Below are 20,627 nucleotides of genomic sequence, written 5' to 3'. Positions count from 1 at the left end.
CAAAACTGCAAGCTGGTTCTGAAACCTCTGGCAGCAGGGGGATGGAGTACTTGTACAAGGCCTCCCGTTTCCAAAACTGCAAGCTGGTTCTGAAACTATTCAGGGCCTCCCGATAAACCTTTTAGCCACTCTCCTCCAGGAAGTTTCCAAAACTGCAAGCTGGTTCTGAAACCATAGACTTTTTCGCCCCTTCTGACGAATAAAGTAGAGACAAACCCCTATATAAGCTTTTCGCTCCTCCAAAGCCGTAAAAAATCAGCCCTTAAAACGCTCCACTCAAACTAACACCAGTTGGAAAACACCAGACAGAGACCTCCCACGGCTCCCCCGGCCGTTGAAAGGGTTACAAAGCAGCCGTTTTTATCAGAGCGACTTATAAAAGCCTAAAAAGCTGAGACGACAGGTATTCTCTGAGTTTGCTCCACCTATCTCCGGGGAAAATCCTGCTTTTGCCTGAAAAGCCAGCAAAAATGCCCCGTTTTGCTGAGCATTAAATACCTTTCCGCTTTTCTTCTCCCGGCAAACAAAAGCCTTTCCAGCCGTTTCTGGCCGTTTGGGGCTGTTTCCCCCTTTCTCTTTGCAAAAACGCGCACCTGGTTACTCTTATGTAGCGTAAAAATGGGAAAACCGTCCTGCGGCCCCGTTTTCAGTTTTTGAGCAACCAAAAGCGAAATCGCTCCACCTATCGCCGAGGTTTCGCCCGCAGTTGCCCAGAAAAGCCACCAAACTCCCGTCCCTCCGGTGCACACTTTTTAAAATCCGGACTTTTTGGGCCTCTTCCCGTCAAAAACAGCCCTATCGGCCACTCTGGGGCCAAAAACCGCTGGCACACCTGGGTAGCCAGCAAAGGAAAGCTCCCGGGGGTAACGTGCACTGTCGCACGTATCCAACCGAAAGGTTTTTCTTTTCCTCAGCCTCCTTCAACCCATGAGGATAAAGCTCGACCTCAGGTCCGAGGAAAGCTTCCCAGAGTGGGCCTTTGGTAAGCACGCGATACAGGCCATGATATACACCCACCTCGACTCCACCGAATACGGGAAGCTCCACGATTCCAGGGGGTTCAAGTTCTTCACATTCTCCGACCTCTACCCGAGCGGGCACTTCAGGCCGGGGACGGTGAAGAGCCTCATCATAAGCTCGCCCGACGAGGGGTTTATAGAGACCCTCTACGAGAAGCTCCTCCCGGACGAAAGGTTATACTTCGGGGAGCACTCCCTGGAGGTAGTCTCCATCAAGAAGTTCAGGCTGAGGCCCGGGAGGGCTTTCATAACGGGCTCGCCGGTAGTTGTCGCGGCCAGGCCAGGGGCGGGGAGGTTCTTCACCTTCCACCACGACGGCAGTCTGGACTACTTCATAAGCGCAATAACACGAAACGCGGTGGAAAAATACTCCTCCTTCACCGGCGAATACTTCGGGCTCGACGGTCCCCTCTTCACGAGGATGGTGCCGAGGGTCAGGAAGAACGGATGGGTGGACGTTTACGTGAGGGTAAACATAAGGGGGGGATACTTCGACGTGCCGGGCTCCACCTGGAAGCTCTTAGAGGCGGAGGTAACTCCAGACAACAGGGACTTCTACGCCTTTATAATGGACGCCGGCGTTGGGATCCTCAACTCCCTTGGCTTCGGCTTCATGAATCCCATCAGGTCCACCAGGGGCTGAAGGCCCTGTAGGTGGCCTCTCCGAGGAGGTGCCTTTTCAGTTTTCTCGCCTCATAGTCCATCATGGAGCGGTAGCTCATGTTCCTCTTCCAGGGTTTGTAATAGACAGTCCTCCTCAGCGTGTCAGTTAGGGCCGCCAGGAGCTTCTTTTTGCCTTCGCGGGACAGGTAGACGGCGTTTCCTTTCCGCGAGAAGTCCTTCTTTGAGAAGAGGCCGCTGTCTAGGGCTGCCTTTACCGTTGAGAAGACATAGAGGGGCTTGAAAATGTCCGCCAGGTCTAGGGGAAGGGAGTGCCTCCTGTCGTTTACAGCGTGCAGGAAGCCTATCGACGGGTCGAGGCCGGCCTTAACAGAGGAGGAGAACGCCAGGCCATAGGTTATTGCGTTGGCGTAGCTTATCAGCGCGTTGACCTCATCCTCCGGAGGTCTCCTTGTCCTTTTAAAGTCCTCCGCACCTATCGCCTCGCCGAAGTAGCTGTAGTAGTGGTTCCAGAGCTCCGCTTCCCTGCCCATGACCTCCTCAACGCTCTCCCCGTCGACCCTGACCGAGTTTATCCTGACCGGGTTGATACCCCACCGCCCCAGTGTAAAGGCCATGTTGTTCTGGATGCCCTTCACGATTTCCCGGGCTATGTAAAGCCTCTTCTCAGGGTCTAAGTGGTGCTCGGCCTGGCCCAGGTGGAGCTTCCCCCTCGATGAGGCGTCGTTGATGAAGGAGCCCTTGTAGTCGCCCCCGGTGGTATAGAAGTGCACCGGGATTCCCCTCTCGCTCAGCAGGTCTATGGCCCCGCTGGTCAGCGAGACCCTTGCCATACAGTGGATTTCGGCAATCTGGGCCAGGGGGAGGGCCTTCTTAATGAGTTCGCCCACGAAGAAGAGCGAGTTGCCCTCCCTCTCGAGTTTGCCGTGCTGGGTGATGAAGAGGGGGTACTTCACCATGCGACACCGGAACCCAATAACCCCCGGGATTAAAAAGGTTGCGGCCCCTGTCCTTTCAAACAGCCCTACCGCGACTCTGAAACCACCAATGGGGACGGCCGGCACGCGCCCCTAAAGTTGCTTCGCTGGTTCTGAAACGGGGGGCCGTTCTTGTTTTGGGTCTCCCCTCAGTATCCTCGCCTCCTCGTCACTGGAGGCGGGGAGGTTCTCAAAACTGCAAGCTGGTTCTGAAACCATATGCTTTCTCGCCCTGCCGGGCGAATGAGGTTAAGACAAACCCCCACATAAGCTTTTCGCTCCTCCCAAACTAACGCCCGTTTGAAAACACCGGACAGGGGCCTCCGGGGGCACCTTCTGGCGTAAGAAGGCGGTTTTAGTGGCTGCTCACCCGGATTTAGCCCTTGAGGGTTGGGCATCCAAAATTCCAGGGGCCCTCTGGATCTACTCCACCTATCCCGAAAGAAAACTCCGGTTTTTGCCGGAGAAACTACCAAAACGCCCCGTTTTTGGCCCGTGGCTGGCCTTCGTCGTTCTTATCCCATTCGCCCCACCTATCGTCCGTGGTTTCCCCCGTTCTCGGCTAAAGAGCTTAAAATGCCTCCTTTGTCAATGCATAGTTTTGGAAACAGGGCCCTTTCAGCTGAATTGGAACAAAAATAAGGGACCAAAAAGCAATTTTAGTCAAAAGGTGGCGGCGCACCTTGTTAAATCAAAAGCCGCCGTTTTTCTGGCTTTTCATATTACGTTGTCGAACTCGTCCGGTGGCCGTCCGAGGTGGAAGCTCCTGACCACCCTGTCGCTGGGCAGGGAGTAGAAGAGCACCGAGTCCTCCTCCTCGTTTATCACGGAGTTCAGCTTCCTCTTCAGCTCCTTCACTTCGTTTCCCTCCAGATAGCCCTCGAAGACACTCCTCTGTCTCCACTGGAGGTAGGCCCTGAGTATCCTGTGAACCCTGGCAACCCTCTCCTCGTTGACGTCGTAGACGACTATATAGTAGCGCGCCATAGGCACCACAAAGGGAAAAATCATTTGAAGCAGCCGTAGCCGAGGCTCGTTTTTGCACCGACGCCGTGTTCTTTGAGGGCCTCCTCCAGGATGGCCTTTGCCTTCTCCGCCAGCTCCCCTCTTCCGAGCGGTGCGACCGCGAAGAGGAACTCGACGCCAGGTTTGACCGTAAGGTAGATAACCGGCACAGGGTCATGCCAGTCGCCCGGTGCTTCGTCCTCCTGGTAGTACGGCCCGTAGTGGGGGTTCATTATGTCAAACTCGAGGGGGGCTTTTAGGCTGTCAGAGGGAACAGGGAGCGCGTCGAAGAAGATGACCTCCCCGCTCTTCTTAGTCGTGCCAAAGATTTCCACGAGCTCTTCGAAGGGGACCCTGACCTTGCTGTTTTCCCCGAAGGTCGCTTGCAGTTGGGTCTCGCTGTTTTCCTCGGAGTCCAATTTCAGTTTTCCACTGGATAGCACCCTTTCGAGCTCCCCGACGATTTCGTAGAAATTATCCTTGTTGAGTTTGTCTTTTAGCGTGTCAAAGTTCTCATCGGCGAACTTCTCGAGTGCGTAGGCCCTTGCGATGCCCTTGAGCGCAGTCCCCGGGATGTAGGGGACACCGTAGTTCCGGAGCAACCTTATGCTGGTCTCATAGACGCTCTCATCGCCGAGGCCGACGACGAGACGGGAGGCCGTTTTTAGGCGGAAGACGTTGTTTTTGGCCAGCGTCTCAGCCATTTCCTTATAGAGGTTGAAGAATTTCTTGTAAGCCTGCAGGGCTTCTTCCCCTATTTCAAGCCCCTTTTCGCCCACCCACTCCTTGAGCACGCTCCCGGAGACCTTGGTGGGCACTCCTTTATCATCATCTCCCCCGGCGTCGTTGTTCGCTATCTTGCCCTGACTGTTACCATTGGTGGGCACTTCTTTCCATTCGTAGGGGGCGAACTTCTCGAGCTTTAAGCTGAGGTTGTCTATCCCCTTCCAGGGGTCGACGCCTTTGAAGGCTTTTAGGGTCTCGGCCGGGACGATGTACTTTACCTTTTTCCCACTCTTATCCCGATTGTTCTGCTCGTGGTGACTTTTTCCGGGGTTGTTTCTGTATTTCTCCGGACCTTTTCCCCTCTTGTGGGGGTTGTTTTGGTTATTACCCCCTCCCCAGTGGCGGCCCTTTTGGGGCTTTCCCCCGTAAAACCCCATATTACTCACCGTTCTCCTCCTTCTCCAGCATCGCCTCGGCGAAGCGTTTGAGCCAGTTCAGGAGCGCTATGGCTTCATCTGTGAGAATCATGGCCTCAATCCCGTTTGATTTCATGTAATATCTTAGCGGATCATTCCCCTTAGTGAGATTTCTCTTTTCTGCCAGCCACTCGGCTATGTGCTTATAGAGATAAGCGTAAGCCTTCTTCTCAGCTTTCTCAAAGCCCTTTGGTGAGATTGAACGGTAGTCCACATCCTTCAGGTTTTCCAGCCTTGAGAGGTAAAACGCCAGCGCCTGGCCGAGGCCGTTGGTGAGGATGAGCACGGGGGCGCTCCTGACGTAGGAGCTGTATTTCTTTTGAACATCTGAGCTTTCTCCCTTCACCTCGGAGATTTTCCCGTAGGCGAACTCCGCCCTCTCCTGCTCGAGGCTTTTTAAGTCCATGCTATCACCCCTGGTTTGGCTCCTTGCCGTTGCCGTTTACGGCAGCTAACTTCACCCTGACGAAGCCCTTTCCAACGGTCTCATCGCCGCCGACCTGGAGGTAGGGGTTTTTTTTGAAGAACTCTGTGAGCTCCCCCTCGACACCCTCAACCGAATTAAGATCTCCTCCCTTCGGCTTCCCCACGGCTATCACCGAGTAGAGCACGGTGTCACTCGGCAGGAACTCCTCGTACCAGAGGCCGCCTTTTCTTACGGTTCCCTTTGCGGGGTCTATGGCGATCCTCGCCACTATCTCCGTGTTCATCCTGACAAAGGCACTGAAGACGTCGTCCGGGACTATGGCGAGCCTTTCCTTCACTGAGACGCCTCCCGGCAGAACATCCGAGAGGGCTTTTTCGAGGGAGGAGAGGTCTTCTTTCTTGGCCTCAAGGACAACCTCCTCAAGGATAACATTACCATCAACGGTCAGGCGCGAGCTGTTGTCCACTATCGCCCCGTCACCGGGATTCGGTACCACAAAGTCCACCTTTTTCCCTGCGAGCTCCATGTCCCTCTTGAACCTCTCCAGCACGAGGGGGCTCGTAACGTAGGCAAAAACTCCCCTGGCGCTCCTGACGGGGAAGAGGAGTATTTTTGCATCGCCGACGCTTATGGCCCCTGCATGATCGTCTGCCCTTTCCGTGGGCGGGCCGAAGATTGAGTGCACGGCCCCTTTCTTAACCCCCTTCTCCTCGAAGGCGTGCCTTAAAACGCCCTTGAGGCTCTGGCCCCATATCACAGGAAAGCCTGTGTGCTTCTCCCTCTGTATCGGCAGGTCTATGACGCTGCTTTCGGAGCCGCTGCCCGCGTGCACGGGCGATATCGTGTAGATTCCCAAAACGAGTTTTTTCGAGTACATCAGACCACCTCCTTTCCATCTTCAGGGAGCCTCATTTTCAGGGCTTCAATCGAAAACTCTATGACTTTTTCTTTATCCGGGTAAAACCATACCAGTTTGCCATTTTCATACCTGACCCATACAAGGTTGTACTCGAAGCCCGAGTGAGCTATGAAGTTCCTGACTCCTGGCTCGGGGTTGAGACTGTCGCCTGAGGAAGAACCCAGCTTTATGGTTTTTCTCAGTTCACCATAGGAGAGCCCCTTCCTCTTTTTGAGGTCGTTTAACTTTTTGTCCTTGTCTATTTTGTCGAGGATGCCCGGAATACGTCTCGAAGTACCATCTTCGTAAACCCCCTTGCCTTCCTCAAGCTCAGAAAGTTCGGAAACCTGCTTCTCGACGACTACTCCTATCCTGGGCATCTTTACAAAGAGTTTTTTCGTTATATCACTTAGCTCCTTGGTAGTCACGCCTTCCTTGGGGTACTTCCCTCCGAACTCTCCCTGAAGAACTCTGAGGAGATAGTACAGCTTCACCGCAGTTTTGAAGTCCCTGTTGAACCCTCTTTTCCTCACCACATGGACTTTTGTCTTGCCCACTATGTCCGGCTTCATCGAGACCTCTATCGAGTCATCGAACTCCTTAAGGCTGGCCTCTATGATGCCCATAACAGAATTAATCTTCGGATAGAACGTCGCAAAGACCAGCGGGAAGCCGTTGGCTACGGAGCTTATGAAGGCGGACCATTCCCTCTTTTTCTTGTCGTTACGATCCCTGAAAATCGAGTACATCGGCCTGGGTCCTAGCTCCTCGCTCTCGATTAAGTGGATGTTTAAGACCTTGGATTTTACTATCTCCTCTTTCCACGGCTTTTCTCCCGAGGGAATAGGCTCGGAGTTCATGACATGAAGCCTCACCGTGCGGAGGTAAGCTAAAAGACCAAGCAGGTTCTTGAGGGCCCTGTACGTCAGGACGGGCATAAAGTTTATGCCATGGGTCAGGTCAAGGAAGACTTCAGTATCTTCCGTTGGTAACTCCTCGGCGAGGGTTTTGAGGACGAAGTAGTAGAAGTCGAGGACGTCTCCTTCGACGCTCGCGTTGTCGAACTCTCCTATACCAGGAGCGACTACTATCTTGGCTTCTTTAAGGAGTTCCCGGGTTTTCCCGTCCTCCACCAGGGGAAGAACCTTGTTGTCGATGAACCAGCGGACTCTTTCCTCAACGTCCTTTTTAACCATCTCGTAGGATCCGAGCTCCTTCTTCGGAACATCATTACGAAGTGTCAGGTTGGCCAGCGTGTCGAGAACTAAGATGATAGTTTTCTCCGGATTAAGGGCTTTCAGGAGCACCGGTAGAGTGCTGACGTTCTTCATCTCAACGTCGTTGCACCCTTCAATCCTCCAATCCTTACAGTTCACCCTGTATCCTATTTCCTCCCACGGGAAGGGGTTGCCCCAGGTTGCCACGAGAACCCTCCTCATCCCATCCACTTCCTATTAACACCAGCCCGTAACCTGCCCACGTCATCTTCCCGAGCCTGGGCCGGACGGTGAGGTCTTTTTCGGCCTTAAGCCAGAAGACCGTCCCGGCCGGGATAGCGTAATAGGTCGGCTTTGGTCTCTTCTCCACCTCGTCCCACCCGGTTATCCGGATGAGCCTGTCGGTGAAGACCTTGACGACGCAGGCGTTGAGTTCTTTCTTAATAAAGGTCTCCACCCTTTCGCCTTCGAGTATAACGGGCGTTGCGACGTAGAGCCTGAACTTCTGGCCGGCTTTAACCTCCCCTTCGGTAACCAGAGGGAACTTCCCGGCCTCGAATTCAAAGTCAGCGAACCTCGACTCCCCGCCGAGCTTTAAAGTGCCCCTTTCCCCGATTACGCTCCTTACGGCCTCCTCGTTCGGGTCAAAATAAACCATAATGCTGGCATCTTTCGAGAACCTGAGGGCCGAGACCCTGTAGAGGAGCCCCTCCTCGGTGGTTTTCCTGTCGTTGAGCCCAATGCCTATTCTCGTCTCCCTCTGGTAGACGCTTCTGGTGTCCACTATAGCGTCCTCCGGGATTTCCCCTTTGGCGAACTCCCCGGAAAGGTATCCTCTCAAGTGTTCCGCCCTTAGAAAGCCCGCTATCGGGTCGAAGTGAAGGCTCTTCTTTTCCCCGGATTCCACAACAACGACCTTCCTGCCGTTCGGGAGCAAATGTGCCCTGGGAAGAACTGGTTTGCCGTCAATCTCAACGATGTCCATCGGCAGTGGGAAGAGGGGTTCCCCTTTGAGCCCGAGGAAAGTCCCGAGGAGCGAGAAGCCTGGCTCCCAGCTTTCGGGATCAGGGATTTTCTCAAGTTTGTTGCCATTTCTCCTCAGCTTCAAAAGGTCGAGCCTGTCCCTTTCGTAAATGGCCCCCATTATTGCCCCCGCTATCGTATGCGGCAGGGGCTCGGTGCTCTCTGCAACGTGGTTCTCCCCGGCTGAAAAGTCCCTGCTTTCCCTGAAAAAGAGGATGTCGTGGGGGAAAATCCGCATCACGCTCCCACCCCCATCTCGAGGAGCACCTTCAAGAGATGCGCCGCGCCCCTCAGCTGCTTCCTGAGGACGAGACCGGCTATTTCAGAGGCCTTGTTTTCGCTTACCATTGAAGAGAGCTTCGCCGTGAGGCGCTTAAACCACAGCCCCTCGCCATTTCCATCATTCATGAAGTTTGCCAGCTCCCTCTCCAGGTCACCAAACCTCTCGTCGGGTTCGCCTCTCTCCGGATCGTCCACGATGATATCCTCTATTGCCTTGTTGATCTCTGTAGCGGTCTCCCTGTCGTCCTTCAGGCCGAGCTTCCTGAGGTCCTCTCCGCTCACCCTTACCCTCACGTGCCTCGCGACCCAGAGGAACTCGGTCAGCCTTCTGAAGACCTGCTCGTCCTCTTTTTCTTTATAGTTCGAGTGTCTCGACAGCTCGTACTTGAGGAGGTTGACGACGGCGTCGGGGTCGTTGGGCCATGTATCCACCCCATCGGCTATCTCGTAGATTACCTTGTTGCTCAGTCCCTGTTCATCCCTCTGTAACTCCATCAGGAGGGACTGGAGCGGAGAGCTCTCTTGCCCCTCAAAGAGCCTCCAGTTCACGGCAATCCTGTAGTAGCTACCGCTGTGCTTGAGGTAGCCTATCGCCAGGGCGTTCTTTCCGCTCTCCTTGGCGAGGTGCTCCAGCTCGTTGACCCTCCTGACGGCGCTGTAGAGGGGTTCCTTATAGTAGACCACTAGAAGGCCCGCGCTCATGCTCGTCGTGCGGCCCTGGAGGGACTCAAACCCGTCCCAGTCAGTCCTGAAGTGTTCTTGAAGGTTGTAAGCCAGCCAGACACTCTTATCCGTCGGAATGAGGGCGAAAACGTCATCTCCACCTGCGTAGAGCAGTTCTGTCTTCTTCCTCTTGCTCTCGGCGGGCACCTTGTCCACCGCGAACCTGCTGAGGGAGCGGGTTATGGCTATGTTTATCGGCGGCGTAACCGGTCTTGAGAGGTTAGGGGCGTCTCCGAGGGCGTACTCTCTGAGTGTCTTCACCGCTCTATCACCGCTTATTATCTTGCCCATGTTGTCGCCGTCCATCTTCAGTATGGCGTAGTACTTGGGCGGCTCGCCTATTAACTCGGCCAGTCCTTTCACGGCGTCTCTTATGTCCTCTAAATTGACCCCTCTAAGGGACGGGTCGTTCTCGTCCGTGCCGTAAATCTTGGCGAGGGCTTTTATGTCCCGGATGTTTTCAACGTAGAAGACCTCACTGTTGGGTGCCAGTTTCTTGAAGAGTGGACTCAAAGAACTCAAAAGGGAACCGAGCCGACTATGTAGGTCGGCCGCACGCGACCCGCCGAATTTTGGAGACTCCGAGTTCTCAATCCCCAGGTTGTGCAGAACCCACCCGTACACATCGGCCCACGTCACCGGCCTTCTTTCGCCGTTTTCCTCGACGTAAAGCTCCTCTTTTTTGTCCTTCTCGATGGCCTCTCTGGTTGGTCTTCTCATGGCAACTTCGCTTACCGAGTCGAAGGTCATCCCCTGAAGAGCCCTGGCCCTGAAGATGTTCCTGCCAATTCTTCCAATCTCTTCTCCCGTTAGTGTAACGACTTCAAAGTTGTTCTCCCACAGCGGGTAGTACCTCCTGTAGAACCTCTTGACGATGCAGAGCGGACAGAGGCGCTCGCCGACCTTTATGTCGTAGATTCCTCTGTTGTGCAGGTTGTCAACGAACTTCTTCCACCTTTCTTTAACCGTCGTGTAGTCGGCGTCCCCCTCGATAGCAAGGTGCTCGCCGCACAGGGTGCACTTGAAGCCGGCCTTCTGTTCGGGCCTCACGTGCCCCCTGGACTTGAATTCCGTCAGCTGGTCGAGGAAGAGGAAAAGCTCTGAATAGGAGTGGATTTCACTCTCTTCCCCGTCGGGAATCTCTTTGAGATACTCGGCCAGCTTTTTGGAGATAACGTTCTCAGGTTTAAGCTTTTCGAGGGGGATCTCCTCGAGGGTAATCGAGAAATATCCCCTTAAGGCGTTTTCGTAGTCTCCGCTCCACTTAAAGTAGGTTCCCATCCCATAGAACTCCCAGGCCGCTTCGAAGAGGTGCTCTAAAAAAGACGCTATTCCTTCCCGTATGTCTTTTTCAAGGGCCTCCAAGTTGGCATCGGCCGGGACAACCGCGAGCACCTTGTTGGGTATGTTACTTATCAGGAGCTTCCGCTTATCCACGTGCTCCCCGAGCTCGTGCTCGAAGAAGGGCTGTCCCCTCAAGTGGGGAAATATAATCGAGTGAGGGCCGTAGTTACGCCAGATTTTGGAAATGGCGAGGTAAGTTAAGAGGCTGAGTATGTGACTGCCGGCCCACAAGTCCCTCTCGGGCCTCGCGTTTGCAATGAAGCCTTGGATTGGGGAAAGCTTGAAGCGGAGGAGCTTCACTTTTCCTGCCCGGAGGGAGGCGTAAACGTCGAGCCTGCTGAGCCAGTCCTGATCCGGGATCATGGGGTCCGCCGGGAAGTTGATGAGCTCTTCGGCGATTGCGGGGCTGAAACCGTTCTCTTTAAGGACATTTTCGTACTTCTCCCTAAGCTCCGCGGGGAGCTTGTCCCAGAGCCTCGCGAACTCTTCAATTGAGCCGGCCTTTTCAAGCTCCTCCGCCACGGTTTCCTCCGCTTTCCTCAGAGCATCGAGGAACCTCTTTTTTTCTTCATCGTTCGCCGAAAACCAGAACCCGTTGAGGTTCTTGAGCTCCTTCTCCCTGGCGTTTATTGGATGTTTGAGAACGAATTTGCCGGGTTTCCCACGGATGGGATAGCTGGAGAGGCGCCTCCATTCGGGGGGAAGTCCGTCTTTTCCGTCGATGAGGGAGGCGAGAATCCTCGAAGGGGCGACTTCGAGAAGGGCCCGGGCGTAGGTCTGGGGTATCATGGATACACCTCCTCAAATCCTCTTCCCTTAAACCCGTTAACGACGTGAGTGGTAACCCACTCCACAAAATCCTCGTTGGTGAAGGCAGTCCCCTGGGGAGTGAGAACCTCGATTTCGACCGTAGTGTTACCCTTCCTGGCCCGGAACTTACCCCTGTGCCCGGGGAGATACTGGTAGGGGACTATGACGACCACGGGGTAATAGCTTCCTTTGATCTTCTTGACGGTGAGAATGAGTGACGACGCCCTGCGCGAGAACTCTTTCTCCCCACCGAGTCCCCTAACTTCAACCTTCCAGTTCGCGTATACGACCGGAGTTCCGAAGTAGTACCGGTATTCTTCTTTCGTTTTTCCCCCAAGGAGATTTCCAATGGCTTCGGAGGAAAATTCCCTGTGCGCAAACCCAAACCTTACCCCGCCGGTGTATGCCCTTTTATAGGAATTATACCTGCCGGCATAAGCTTCCTGAAGGGATTTGAGCGCATCCATAGGCCCCTGGTAAGATTTCCTTGAGACCAGGACTATGATTTTGGCCAGGTTGGGGAATGATGGCATCTGTAGAGGCTGCCTGGAGTTCTTTCTAAACACCCTGCCGGCGGACTCTCTGAGGGTTTCGTCGAGTATTTTTTTGAGGTCGTACAGGGTCGCAGTTTCAATGGTTTTTAGAAACTTCCTTATCTCCTCGTCGGTCTTCTCATTGCTGAAGGAGACTTTCGTTATCCCCAAACTTCCCGCCCCTCTTCTTGCCCTGAACCCAAAGCCACCCAGTGTTGTCGCAAGCCACAGGGAGGCGGAGGCCAGCACGAAAGCGTCCCTGTCGGGGGAGCTTATTGTGACCTGGAATTTTGAGCCAGCGGGGTAGTGTGTGGGAACATTTGAAAATTTGTTAAGGCCCATCTTGACCGAGAAGAACAGGTAACTGGTCTCATTGTACAGAAATCCTTTCGCACTGGGATTAACACTAAGGGGCGTTGGTTCGCTGAGGGCCTTCGCGGAAACAGTTACGAGGCTTCTTCTGCTCCTGCCGCTCCCGGCGGACCCAAAAATCCTTCCTTCAATTTCCCTCAGCGTTTTAACATCGTTTCCGAGGTAAGCCCCGGCAAGGGCCCTGAACCACCAGCGCATCACTCCCTTGACGCTTGCGGCACGGAACTCGGCCCTTCCCTGGTCGGCGCCCCTCATGAAGACCGGCGTTATGGCTTCGAGCTCAAAAGTGGCCCTATACATTAACCCACCTCCAGGGTATAGAACAGCTTCCCTGTCCTGCATCAGGAACGGGGTTAAAGCCAGACATCGCCCACATTTAATGCACTTACGTATAAAAATGTTTTGGTATGGCCATAATCTACCGCCCCTGCCACCGTGCCGCCACCAGGTTTCTCACCGCATGGTAGTACAGGAAAATTTACGACACGAAAAAAGCCCTGTGCTTCCAAAAGCTCGTCGTGCAGGGCCCGGGCGGTGCCGCCGTCGACGATTATGAAAAACGCCGGTTGGCCCTTTTCCTCGAAGGGGGATACCACGTAAGCGTTTTTGCCGAGCTTTATTTTTGCCTTCTTGAAGACCTTCCGTACCACTTTTGACACCTGGTTGAGGTACCCGGCCCCGTAATCAATACCGGCGAAGGATTTCATCAGGAAGACTTTCTCGGGTCTGCTAAGACCATATCTGAAACTTTGGAAACGGCCGAACGCACAAAGTTTGAGTGATGTCGCCGGGGTTTTCAGGTCCGCTAAGACGGGCCTAAAACTGGAATTCGACTTCGAAGACAAACCGGGGCCCAAACGGGCTGTTGCTGGCCCCCAGGCCCGCTTAAGGCGATTCTGAAACGAAAGAGAGTTTTTCATTTTCCGCACGGAGCTGCTCGGCCTCTTCCCGTTTCCAAAACTGCAAGCTGGTTCTGAAACGACTCCGGAATTCGTAGACGGATTGTCAGCGAACAGGGAAAGAGAATGTTTCCAAAACTGCAAGCTGGTTCTGAAACCGGTCGTTGTTGGACGGCATGACCTGACTGCCCCGCAGACCCGGTTTCCAAAACTGCAAGCTGGTTCTGAAACTTGATCTCGAAAAACTTGTTCAGAAATACAATGAAATCTTATCACCGAGTTTCCAAAACTGCAAGCTGGTTCTGAAACGTGAAAAACGTATGGAGGTGAGGGATGTGAGGACGGTGGTCGTAGGAGTTTCCAAAACTGCAAGCTGGTTCTGAAACCCGCAGCATTCGTATACACTGTCGTCGTAAGACTGTAGTTTACACGTGTTATGCCACCCGGTTTCCAAAACTGCAAGCTGGTTCTGAAACGGCCGAGAAGGCGGCGGGGGACATTCTTATCCCTGCCGCGTTTCCAAAACTGCAAGCTGGTTCTGAAACGCTGAGCCTTCTGGCTCTCCTCCTACAGGAGGCCAAGAGAAGAGGGAAAGAGGTCTATGGCTTCGTTTCCAAAACTGCAAGCTGGTTCTGAAACTCAGCGAGAATGGTACTTTCTACGTGGGAAACATGAAGGTACCGCCGTCGCAGTGTTTCCAAAACTGCAAGCTGGTTCTGAAACGTATGTTATGATAGGACGGCATAAGCTCTCAGACCTCCAGGCCCGCCGTTTCCAAAACTGCAAGCTGGTTCTGAAACGAGGGTTGAAACCCTCCCGAGCGGTCCCCTGCCGGAGTCCCTCTGGCAGGAGTTTCCAAAACTGCAAGCTGGTTCTGAAACAAAAAAGGTCTATGGCTTCAGTCTTGAAGCCATAGGCCTCTTTCCGTTTCCAAAACTGCAAGCTGGTTCTGAAACGGAAACGTGGGAAAGAGGTCTACACCTTTAGGTCAGATTCTCTTGGCCTCTTGTTTCCAAAACTGCAAGCTGGTTCTGAAACCTTTGCATCAAAATAAAAGAAGAGTTTTCGTACATTCTGATTGATGGTTTCCAAAACTGCAAGCTGGTTCTGAAACCCAGGCGGCCGGGGCAGATATTGTTCTCCCGGCCGCCGAAGGGTTTCCAAAACTGCAAGTTGGTTCTGAAACCATAGACTTTTTCGCCCCTTCTGACAAATAAAGTAGAGACAAACCCCTATATAAGCTTTTCGCTCCTCCAAAGCCGTAAAAAATCAGCCCTTAAAACGCTCCACTCAAACTAACACCAGTTGGAAAACACCAGACAGGGGCCTCCCACGGCTCCCCCGGCCGTTAAAAGGGTTACAAAGCAGCCGTTTTTATTCCACCAGTTTTTGCAGGCCTAAAAAGCTGAGAAGACAGGTTTCCTCTGATTTTGCTCCACCTATCTCCGGGAAAAATCCTGCTTTTGCCCAAAAAGCCAGCAAAAATGCCCCGTCTTGTCGCGCATTAAAGACCTTTCCGCTTTTCTTCTCCCGGCAAACAAAAGCCTTTCCAGCCGTTTCTGGCCGTTTGGGGCTGTTTCTCGCCTCTGTTTGCAAAAACGCGCACCTGGTTACTCTTATGTAGCGTAAAAATGGGAAAACCGTCCTGCGGCCCCGTTTTCAGTTTTTGAGCAACCAAAAGCGAAATCGCTCCACCTATCTTGCCTGGGCTTCCTCCAAAACTCTGAAAACACCTTCGTCTGCCTCTTTTTTCAATGCACAGGTCTGGAAATGGGGCGGGCCTGTGCTTTTAATACTCTAAAAAAGCTCTAAAATGCCTTTTCTGCCAGGGAGCCGCTGGCTCACCGGTGCAAACGAAAAACGGGAAACGCAAAGAAAGAAACGCACCCTACTCGAGGACCTTAAGCACCCTCCCGTACTCGAAACCGCTCAGGTAGACCAGCTCTCTGATCCAGTCGCTGGAACCCTTGCCCTTCCATACCCCGGTCAGCCTGTACCTCCCGAGCCAGACCTCTCCGAGGACGACCGTGAGGGTGTAGAGCGTGTCCCTCAGCGCTTCCCAGCTCCCCGGGTATGCCTTCCCCGGTTCGACCCTCGCCTCGAGCTTGAAGGGTACCAGGCCGCTTCCCTTCATGGCGTCCATCTGTGAGTATGCCCTGTCGTCCGCCGTCAGAACCACGACGTTCGCTTTCTTCTCCTCGGCGAAGGCCTTGTAGTCGAGGGCTATCTTCGTGTCGCCGTGGAAGGTCTCCCTCGAGCCCGCCCTCTCGGCGCCAAGTTTCCTCATGCCCTCCAGCTCGACCTTCGCCAGCTCCGCGAGTCTGGCCCTCGGCGTCGGCTGGTTGGAGAATTCGCCGAGTTCCTGGGCGTAGGGGAGCTTGTGGTTTGCTATTTGACCGACCTCAAAGGCCACCTCGTCCGAGTAAACGAAGTCAACTATCAGGTTCCCCCTCTCCTTCAGCCCCTCCTCGGCGAGAACCCTCGAGAAGGCCCTCTGCATGAGCGCGTTGGTGTCGAAGCCTATGTAGACGGGCCTCCCGTCGGCCTTGAGGGTTTTGATGAAGGAGACCAGCCCGCCCCAGTTCTCGAAGGGGACAATCCCCCCGGCTATGAGAGCCTGCCTGAAGACCCCGAAGTCGCCGTGGAGCTCATCGTTGAGGTTCACGAGGGCCGGCACCCTGTAGAGCGCCTCTTTATCGAGGCGGACGGTGCCGAGGATTACCTCGTTCCTCCCGGAATCCGGGGACTCGGTTTGGTCTGCCATGGAGGGGGCCGCCCTGGTCTTTACGGTCAGGGATGTTTCCCCGTCGAGGTAGAGGGAATCGAGGAGCGCCATCAGGTGCTCTCTCCTCACCGGGAGCTTTTCCGGTGACCCCTTTTTTCTCCCGCCGAAGCTGGCAGTCCCCTTCTTCCCGGTCAGCTCCTCCGTGAAGAAAAGCCTCTGCTTTACCATCGGGACCTCAAAGAGTAGCTTCCCAATGTATCTCGTCCAGTCCTCGAGGTGGAGGTAAGTAACCTCGTCCGCCCCGCCGGCTAAGGCCGCCCCGAGGAGGAGGGCACTCATGAACTTCCTGCCCGGAGTTATGTCCACGACCACCTCGTAGCCGAGTGACTTGAGGGACTTGATTGTGCTGAGAACCTTGTCCCTGAACTCGACCGGGTCTTCCTCCGTGAAGAGCTTCTCTTCGTCGGCTATGACCTTGATCTCCACGCCGTACGCTTTCCCGAGCTTTTCCAAAAGCCGCTCAGTCTTCTTGAGCTGTTCTTTAACCTTTTCGTTCCAGAGCAGGTGCACCTCGTCGGGGACCCAGTCCCTTAACTCCATGAGGTACCAGAGGGGGTTGAAAACGGCCTCCGGCGATGTCCCAACGGTGGTCACGTAGGCCCTCATTGTATCACCCGTGTGGTTTAGTGCTCAGGGTATAAAGTCCTTTCCGCGGAAAGGTTATAAGTACCTTTTGTTTAACCATGCGGGGGATACCCATGGGTGCGCCTGGAAACGGTAAAAGGAAGGTCGTTGCATCCACCTTGCTGATCGCTGTTCCCGCGCTGATGTTCGTCCGCAGGCCCGTTCCGCTCCTCCAGTGGGGTTTCTTCCAGGACCAGGAGTTCGCGGTTTTCACGATAGCGGCTTTCGTCTTTCTGGTAATCTCTGCTATCCTGGCCTTCGCTCACGCCGGGTGGGGAATAAGGGAACCTGGAATAACGGTATGGGACTTCGTGCGGCTTTTCCTGTCGAGGTACTTCGTCGGCGAGATGACCACTTCCCTCTACGGGCTGCTCCTCTTTGTGATCTTTGCGGTCATACTCACCGCGTGGCTCCCGGAGAGCATTATGAATGGGGATCCCCTTTTAACCGCGGGGTTCATCGCTTACTTCATAGGGACCATACTGATAACGGCCTGGGTCTTCCCACGGAAGATCGAGAACGAGCCCGACGATGACAGGCCGGCGCCCGTCGACTACCTTGTTTACGCACTCAGCAGTCCAGGAAACTGGAGCGGGGTCAGGGAGATTGAATGCGAGAATCTAAAGAAAAACCCGAAGCCCATAAACATACTCCCCCTGTATGTTTCAATGTACTACCACCTCAACCCACATAGAAAGCTCAGGGGTGTTTACCTCCTCACCACGAAGATACACACGGAAAACACCGGGGAAACCGGTAAGGATCAAACCAGCCCCCGCCCGCTGAAAAAGGAAGTTAGAGAAGAGCTCAGGAGTTTTCTTGAAAAGGCCTCGGAATGCCTCGGTGTTAGGTTTATAGTCCACTGGCCCTTAGATAGACCGGAATCGATCGGGAACGGTGAAAGGGAGGTTTTCATCAAGTTCGTCCACGTGGGGAACGGGAACATCGTCAAAGAAGTCTACCAGAGCATAGCCAGCTCGGAGATAGAGGAAAGGATAAAAGAAAGCCTCGAGGGAAAGGGGGAGGTTTCATTCAACATCACAGGGGGTACCGCGGTCATGAGCTCGGCCATGATGCTCCATGCCATCAGGGGGTCTGTCCACGCCGAGTACCTGAAGCAAGGCGTCTTCGACGTGGAACCGACCGAGCTCCTCCAGAAGATAGACCTCAACATCTTCGACGTTGATACACTGGTCAGGGAGATCAGGGACTACTTTGAGAGGCAGTACCAGAGGGAGCTCACAAAACGGAAGCGTGGTGGTGCCTGAAGCTGATAAAAATCTGGAGGGGTGATCATGGGGAAAGTCCTGGGTGATATCCTGGGCTTCATACTCCTCGCCTCGGCCAGCTGGTGGTTTTGGGTCGGCACCGGTTATAGAGGTTATATAAACTTCGCCATTGTCATAGGTTACGTTCTCCTCCTCTACGCGTGGACCGATTACATCCAGTTAATCATTCACAACCCATTCGGCTTTGCGGCTATGCTGGGCTTTTTCCTCGGCAACATCGAGGGTATCTTCTATGCCGTCCCCATTGAACTTGTTTTTCTGCTCTTTGCCTCCCTGATGAGGCTCAACCGCGAGAAGGCCGCCACGCTGACCTTTGTCGCATCCCTGCCCGTTGCACTGGTGAATTCCTATTATTACCCGATTGCAAGCCCCATGGCCTGGGCGCTCGTGGGTCTTATGGCTGCGGTAATAGAACACGCGGCCATCGAAGAAATGGCAGAGGGCGACGTCTTCATTATTCCGCTCTACTTCATGGCCCTGGGCCCGATTGCGTTCATCCCCCTCGCCTTCCAGAGCTTCACGGGGACGGGACTTTACTTAAGGGAGGATGAGGACAATCACATAGAGTACTACCCCGTCGGTCCGGCGATGTTCGTGGTTTCGGTTCCTCTCTTCCTTATGCTCGGCAACCTCGTAGAGTCCCAAAGTTTACCGGAATGGCTCTTTTATGCGCACTTCCACGGGATCAAACACCCCACTCTCGGCCTCATTGGTGCCTTAGCTGGGTCGTACCTTATGCCAAAGGTGATTTATGAGATGTACCAGCTGGAAAAAGATGAAAAAGATAGTTCAACCAGCCGGTTCACATCGGCGGGGGCGGTTATGGGACTTGCCGTGGGGGTCATCGCGGGGCTGCTCTCGATGGTCGTCCTGGCACTCATAGGGGTTTACTTCCAAAATCACGGATACATTTACCTCGCATACTTATTTGTATTCATGGCCTTTGGCGCGCTGTTCATCGGAGGTTTTGCAGTGTTCTTCCTGTTTTCCGAGCTGCACTACGAGGGCAAAAGTTCGATAAACCAGGCATTGTGGCTCTGGGGACTGACACTGGTGGCGATTCTCCAGTCGCTCTTCCTCTTGCCAGCGGCATGGAGGGCTTTTCCCGACGGAAGAGCTCCCGCCATCCTAACCGGCCTCGCTGTGGTGTCCCTTTTCTACCTGCAAGCAGGGAAATGGGAAAACCCGACCCTTATCGAGTGGCTGTGGATAGCAACGCTCCTGGTCTCGGCTTTCCTCGCCGGCGTCTGGGCTGGCTTCAGCCTCTGGTGGATACTCTACAGAGCCACCTGAGAAGGCTTTTATTTTTTACACGGGAAGACAGGCCATGGCTGAGGAACATCGGCTTCCGCGGCCTTCTCCGGGAGAATGGATACCTGTTCGGTGGTTATTTTAACCTCAGGCAACGAAGGCCTTCTCCACGCTCGGACCTGGGAAGGCTTTTTAAATCCATCCCCAAAGCAGGGCCGATGAGGACTCAGACCATAAAGCCGAGGATAAGGGAAATCCTCTCGGGGGAGCTTCCTCCGGAGCTGGTCGAACTCCTCCCAAAACACTGGGTCAGGATAGGCGACGTCATAATCCTGCCCCTCAGGAGGGAGCTTGAGCCCTACAGGGAGAGGATAGCCGAAGTTTACGCCGAAGTCCTCGGAGCTAAAGCTGTCCTCAGGAAGGGCCACATCCACGGGGAGACGAGAAACCCCGACTACGAGCTCCTCTATGGGACGGACACCATAACGGTTCACGTGGAGAACGGTGTCAAGTACAAGCTCGACGTGGCTAAAATAATGTTCTCCCCCGCAAACGTCAAGGAGCGCGTGAGGATGGGCAAAGTTGCAAAACCTGGTGAGCTGGTCGTGGACATGTTCGCCGGGATCGGCCACCTAAGCCTGCCGATGGCAGTCCACGGGAAGGCGAGAGTAATAGCGATAGAAAAGAGCCCCTACACATTCCGCTTTCTGGTTGAGAACATCGAGCTTAATAATGTCCAGGACAGGGTGACGGCCTACAACATTGACAACCGCGACTTTCCGGGGGAAAACATTGCCGATAGGGTCCTCATGGGCTACGTATCAACGACACACGAGTTCATACCGAAAGCCTTGAGCATAGCCAGGGATGAGGCAATAATCCACTACCACAACACCGTTCCGGAGAGACTCATGCCTAAAGAGCCCTTCGCAACCTTCCTAAGGATAGCGAGGGAGCACGGTTATGAGGCGGAAAAGCTCAACGAGCTGGTGATAAAGCGCTACGCTCCCGGCGTCTGGCACGTGGTGGTCGATGTCAGGGTTTACAGGAGGTAGGGAGAGCAAAGCTTATAAAACCCCTTCCCATACCAGAGCCGGGATGGGCCGGTAGCTCAGCCTGGTTAGAGCGCGGGGCTTTTAACCCCGTGGCCGCGGGTTCGAATCCCGTCCGGCCCGCCAGGGTCTTCTTCACTTCTGTCGGGGCGAGTCCTCGTTCGATAATTCTCTCCATTTATCGCGCCGTGTGTACTCAAACGGGTTTGAGCCTTCTCCTGCAGATGCCGGGTTCTTTCTATGCTCAATTCGGGGTTCCGCTGGTAAATTAGAC

At 54.2% G+C, this 20,627-nt stretch carries 15 protein-coding genes, 1 tRNA gene and 2 CRISPR repeat arrays (1 of these 18 only partly in view); of the genes, 5 read left to right on the top strand and 11 right to left on the bottom strand.

Features of this window, described 5'->3' with window-relative positions:
- Positions 1 to 172: a CRISPR direct-repeat array (repeat unit 30 nt; unit sequence GTTTCCAAAACTGCAAGCTGGTTCTGAAAC); it reaches 671 nt to the left of the window's first position.
- Between the two features lie 755 nt (positions 173 to 927).
- Complete coding sequence (cas6, locus tag ACZ47M_RS05270; RefSeq protein WP_315343579.1) at positions 928 to 1,662, top strand: CRISPR-associated endoribonuclease Cas6; 735 nt, start codon at positions 928 to 930, stop codon at positions 1,660 to 1,662.
- Here cas6 and cas1 read toward each other — a convergent pair.
- From cas1 to ACZ47M_RS05215, 11 genes are all read right to left on the bottom strand, one after another.
- Positions 1,643 to 2,599: a CRISPR-associated endonuclease Cas1 gene (cas1, locus tag ACZ47M_RS05265; protein WP_315343576.1), complete on the bottom strand. Its 957-nt coding sequence runs from the start codon at positions 2,597 to 2,599 to the stop codon at positions 1,643 to 1,645. The two genes, cas6 and cas1, sit on opposite strands and share 20 nt — an antisense overlap.
- A 735-nt stretch (positions 2,600 to 3,334) precedes the next feature.
- Positions 3,335 to 3,604, bottom strand: a complete 270-nt coding sequence (cas2, locus tag ACZ47M_RS05260) for a CRISPR-associated endonuclease Cas2 (protein WP_315343574.1) — start codon at positions 3,602 to 3,604, stop codon at positions 3,335 to 3,337.
- 20 nt (positions 3,605 to 3,624) lie between these two features.
- Entirely contained in the window at positions 3,625 to 4,785 is a 1,161-nt protein-coding gene (cmr6, locus tag ACZ47M_RS05255) for a type III-B CRISPR module RAMP protein Cmr6 (protein ID WP_315343571.1), read from the bottom strand.
- Position 4,786: 1 nt separating this feature from the next.
- Positions 4,787 to 5,230 carry a type III-B CRISPR module-associated protein Cmr5 gene (gene cmr5, locus ACZ47M_RS05250; RefSeq protein WP_315343568.1) on the bottom strand — a complete coding sequence of 148 codons (444 nt, stop codon included), beginning with the start codon at positions 5,228 to 5,230 and terminating at the stop codon, positions 4,787 to 4,789.
- Between the two features lie 4 nt (positions 5,231 to 5,234).
- Positions 5,235 to 6,128 carry a type III-B CRISPR module RAMP protein Cmr4 gene (cmr4, locus tag ACZ47M_RS05245; RefSeq protein WP_315343565.1) on the bottom strand — a complete coding sequence of 298 codons (894 nt, stop codon included), beginning with the start codon at positions 6,126 to 6,128 and terminating at the stop codon, positions 5,235 to 5,237.
- Positions 6,128 to 7,588 (bottom strand): CRISPR-associated CARF protein Csx1, encoded by a 1,461-nt coding sequence (gene csx1, locus ACZ47M_RS05240; protein ID WP_315343562.1) that lies wholly within the window; start codon positions 7,586 to 7,588, stop codon positions 6,128 to 6,130. The genes cmr4 and csx1 overlap by 1 nt, the downstream gene beginning before the upstream one ends.
- Entirely contained in the window at positions 7,515 to 8,627 is a 1,113-nt protein-coding gene (gene cmr3 / locus ACZ47M_RS05235) for a type III-B CRISPR module-associated protein Cmr3 (protein ID WP_315343580.1), read from the bottom strand. The genes csx1 and cmr3 overlap by 74 nt, the downstream gene beginning before the upstream one ends.
- Positions 8,627 to 11,527: a type III-B CRISPR-associated protein Cas10/Cmr2 gene (gene cas10 / locus ACZ47M_RS05230; protein ID WP_315343559.1), complete on the bottom strand. Its 2,901-nt coding sequence runs from the start codon at positions 11,525 to 11,527 to the stop codon at positions 8,627 to 8,629. Before cas10 ends, cmr3 begins: the two co-directional genes overlap by 1 nt.
- Positions 11,524 to 12,753: a type III-B CRISPR module RAMP protein Cmr1 gene (cmr1, locus tag ACZ47M_RS05225; RefSeq protein WP_315343557.1), complete on the bottom strand. Its 1,230-nt coding sequence runs from the start codon at positions 12,751 to 12,753 to the stop codon at positions 11,524 to 11,526. The genes cas10 and cmr1 overlap by 4 nt, the downstream gene beginning before the upstream one ends.
- Positions 12,754 to 12,806: 53 nt before the next feature.
- Complete coding sequence (locus ACZ47M_RS05220; protein ID WP_315343554.1) at positions 12,807 to 13,160, bottom strand: hypothetical protein; 354 nt, start codon at positions 13,158 to 13,160, stop codon at positions 12,807 to 12,809.
- Positions 13,161 to 13,403: 243 nt separating this feature from the next.
- A CRISPR array of direct repeats spans positions 13,404 to 14,538; the repeat unit is 30 nt; unit sequence GTTTCCAAAACTGCAAGCTGGTTCTGAAAC.
- A 702-nt stretch (positions 14,539 to 15,240) separates the two neighbouring features.
- Positions 15,241 to 16,743: a CRISPR-associated ring nuclease gene (locus ACZ47M_RS05215; protein ID WP_315340791.1), complete on the bottom strand. Its 1,503-nt coding sequence runs from the start codon at positions 16,741 to 16,743 to the stop codon at positions 15,241 to 15,243.
- A 77-nt stretch (positions 16,744 to 16,820) separates the two neighbouring features.
- Between ACZ47M_RS05215 and ACZ47M_RS05210 the strand changes: the two genes are divergently transcribed.
- The 4 genes from ACZ47M_RS05210 (at position 16,821) to ACZ47M_RS05195 (ending at position 20,479) form a co-directional block, all read left to right on the top strand.
- Positions 16,821 to 18,029 carry a hypothetical protein gene (locus ACZ47M_RS05210; RefSeq protein WP_315340789.1) on the top strand — a complete coding sequence of 403 codons (1,209 nt, stop codon included), beginning with the start codon at positions 16,821 to 16,823 and terminating at the stop codon, positions 18,027 to 18,029.
- Between the two features lie 27 nt (positions 18,030 to 18,056).
- A complete protein-coding gene (locus tag ACZ47M_RS05205) occupies positions 18,057 to 19,343 on the top strand; it encodes a hypothetical protein (protein ID WP_315340786.1) in 1,287 nt (428 codons plus the stop codon).
- Between the two features lie 176 nt (positions 19,344 to 19,519).
- Positions 19,520 to 20,356 (top strand): tRNA(Phe) (4-demethylwyosine(37)-C(7)) aminocarboxypropyltransferase Taw2, encoded by an 837-nt coding sequence (taw2, locus tag ACZ47M_RS05200; protein ID WP_315340784.1) that lies wholly within the window; start codon positions 19,520 to 19,522, stop codon positions 20,354 to 20,356.
- A gap of 45 nt (positions 20,357 to 20,401) precedes the next feature.
- Positions 20,402 to 20,479, top strand: a tRNA-Lys gene (locus ACZ47M_RS05195).
- The last annotated feature ends 148 nt before the right edge of the window (positions 20,480 to 20,627 follow it).

It is taken from the genome of Thermococcus waiotapuensis (assembly GCF_055384795.1).
Note: the sequence above shows the minus strand (reverse complement) of the source record. Positions and strands in the feature narration are given on the sequence as shown.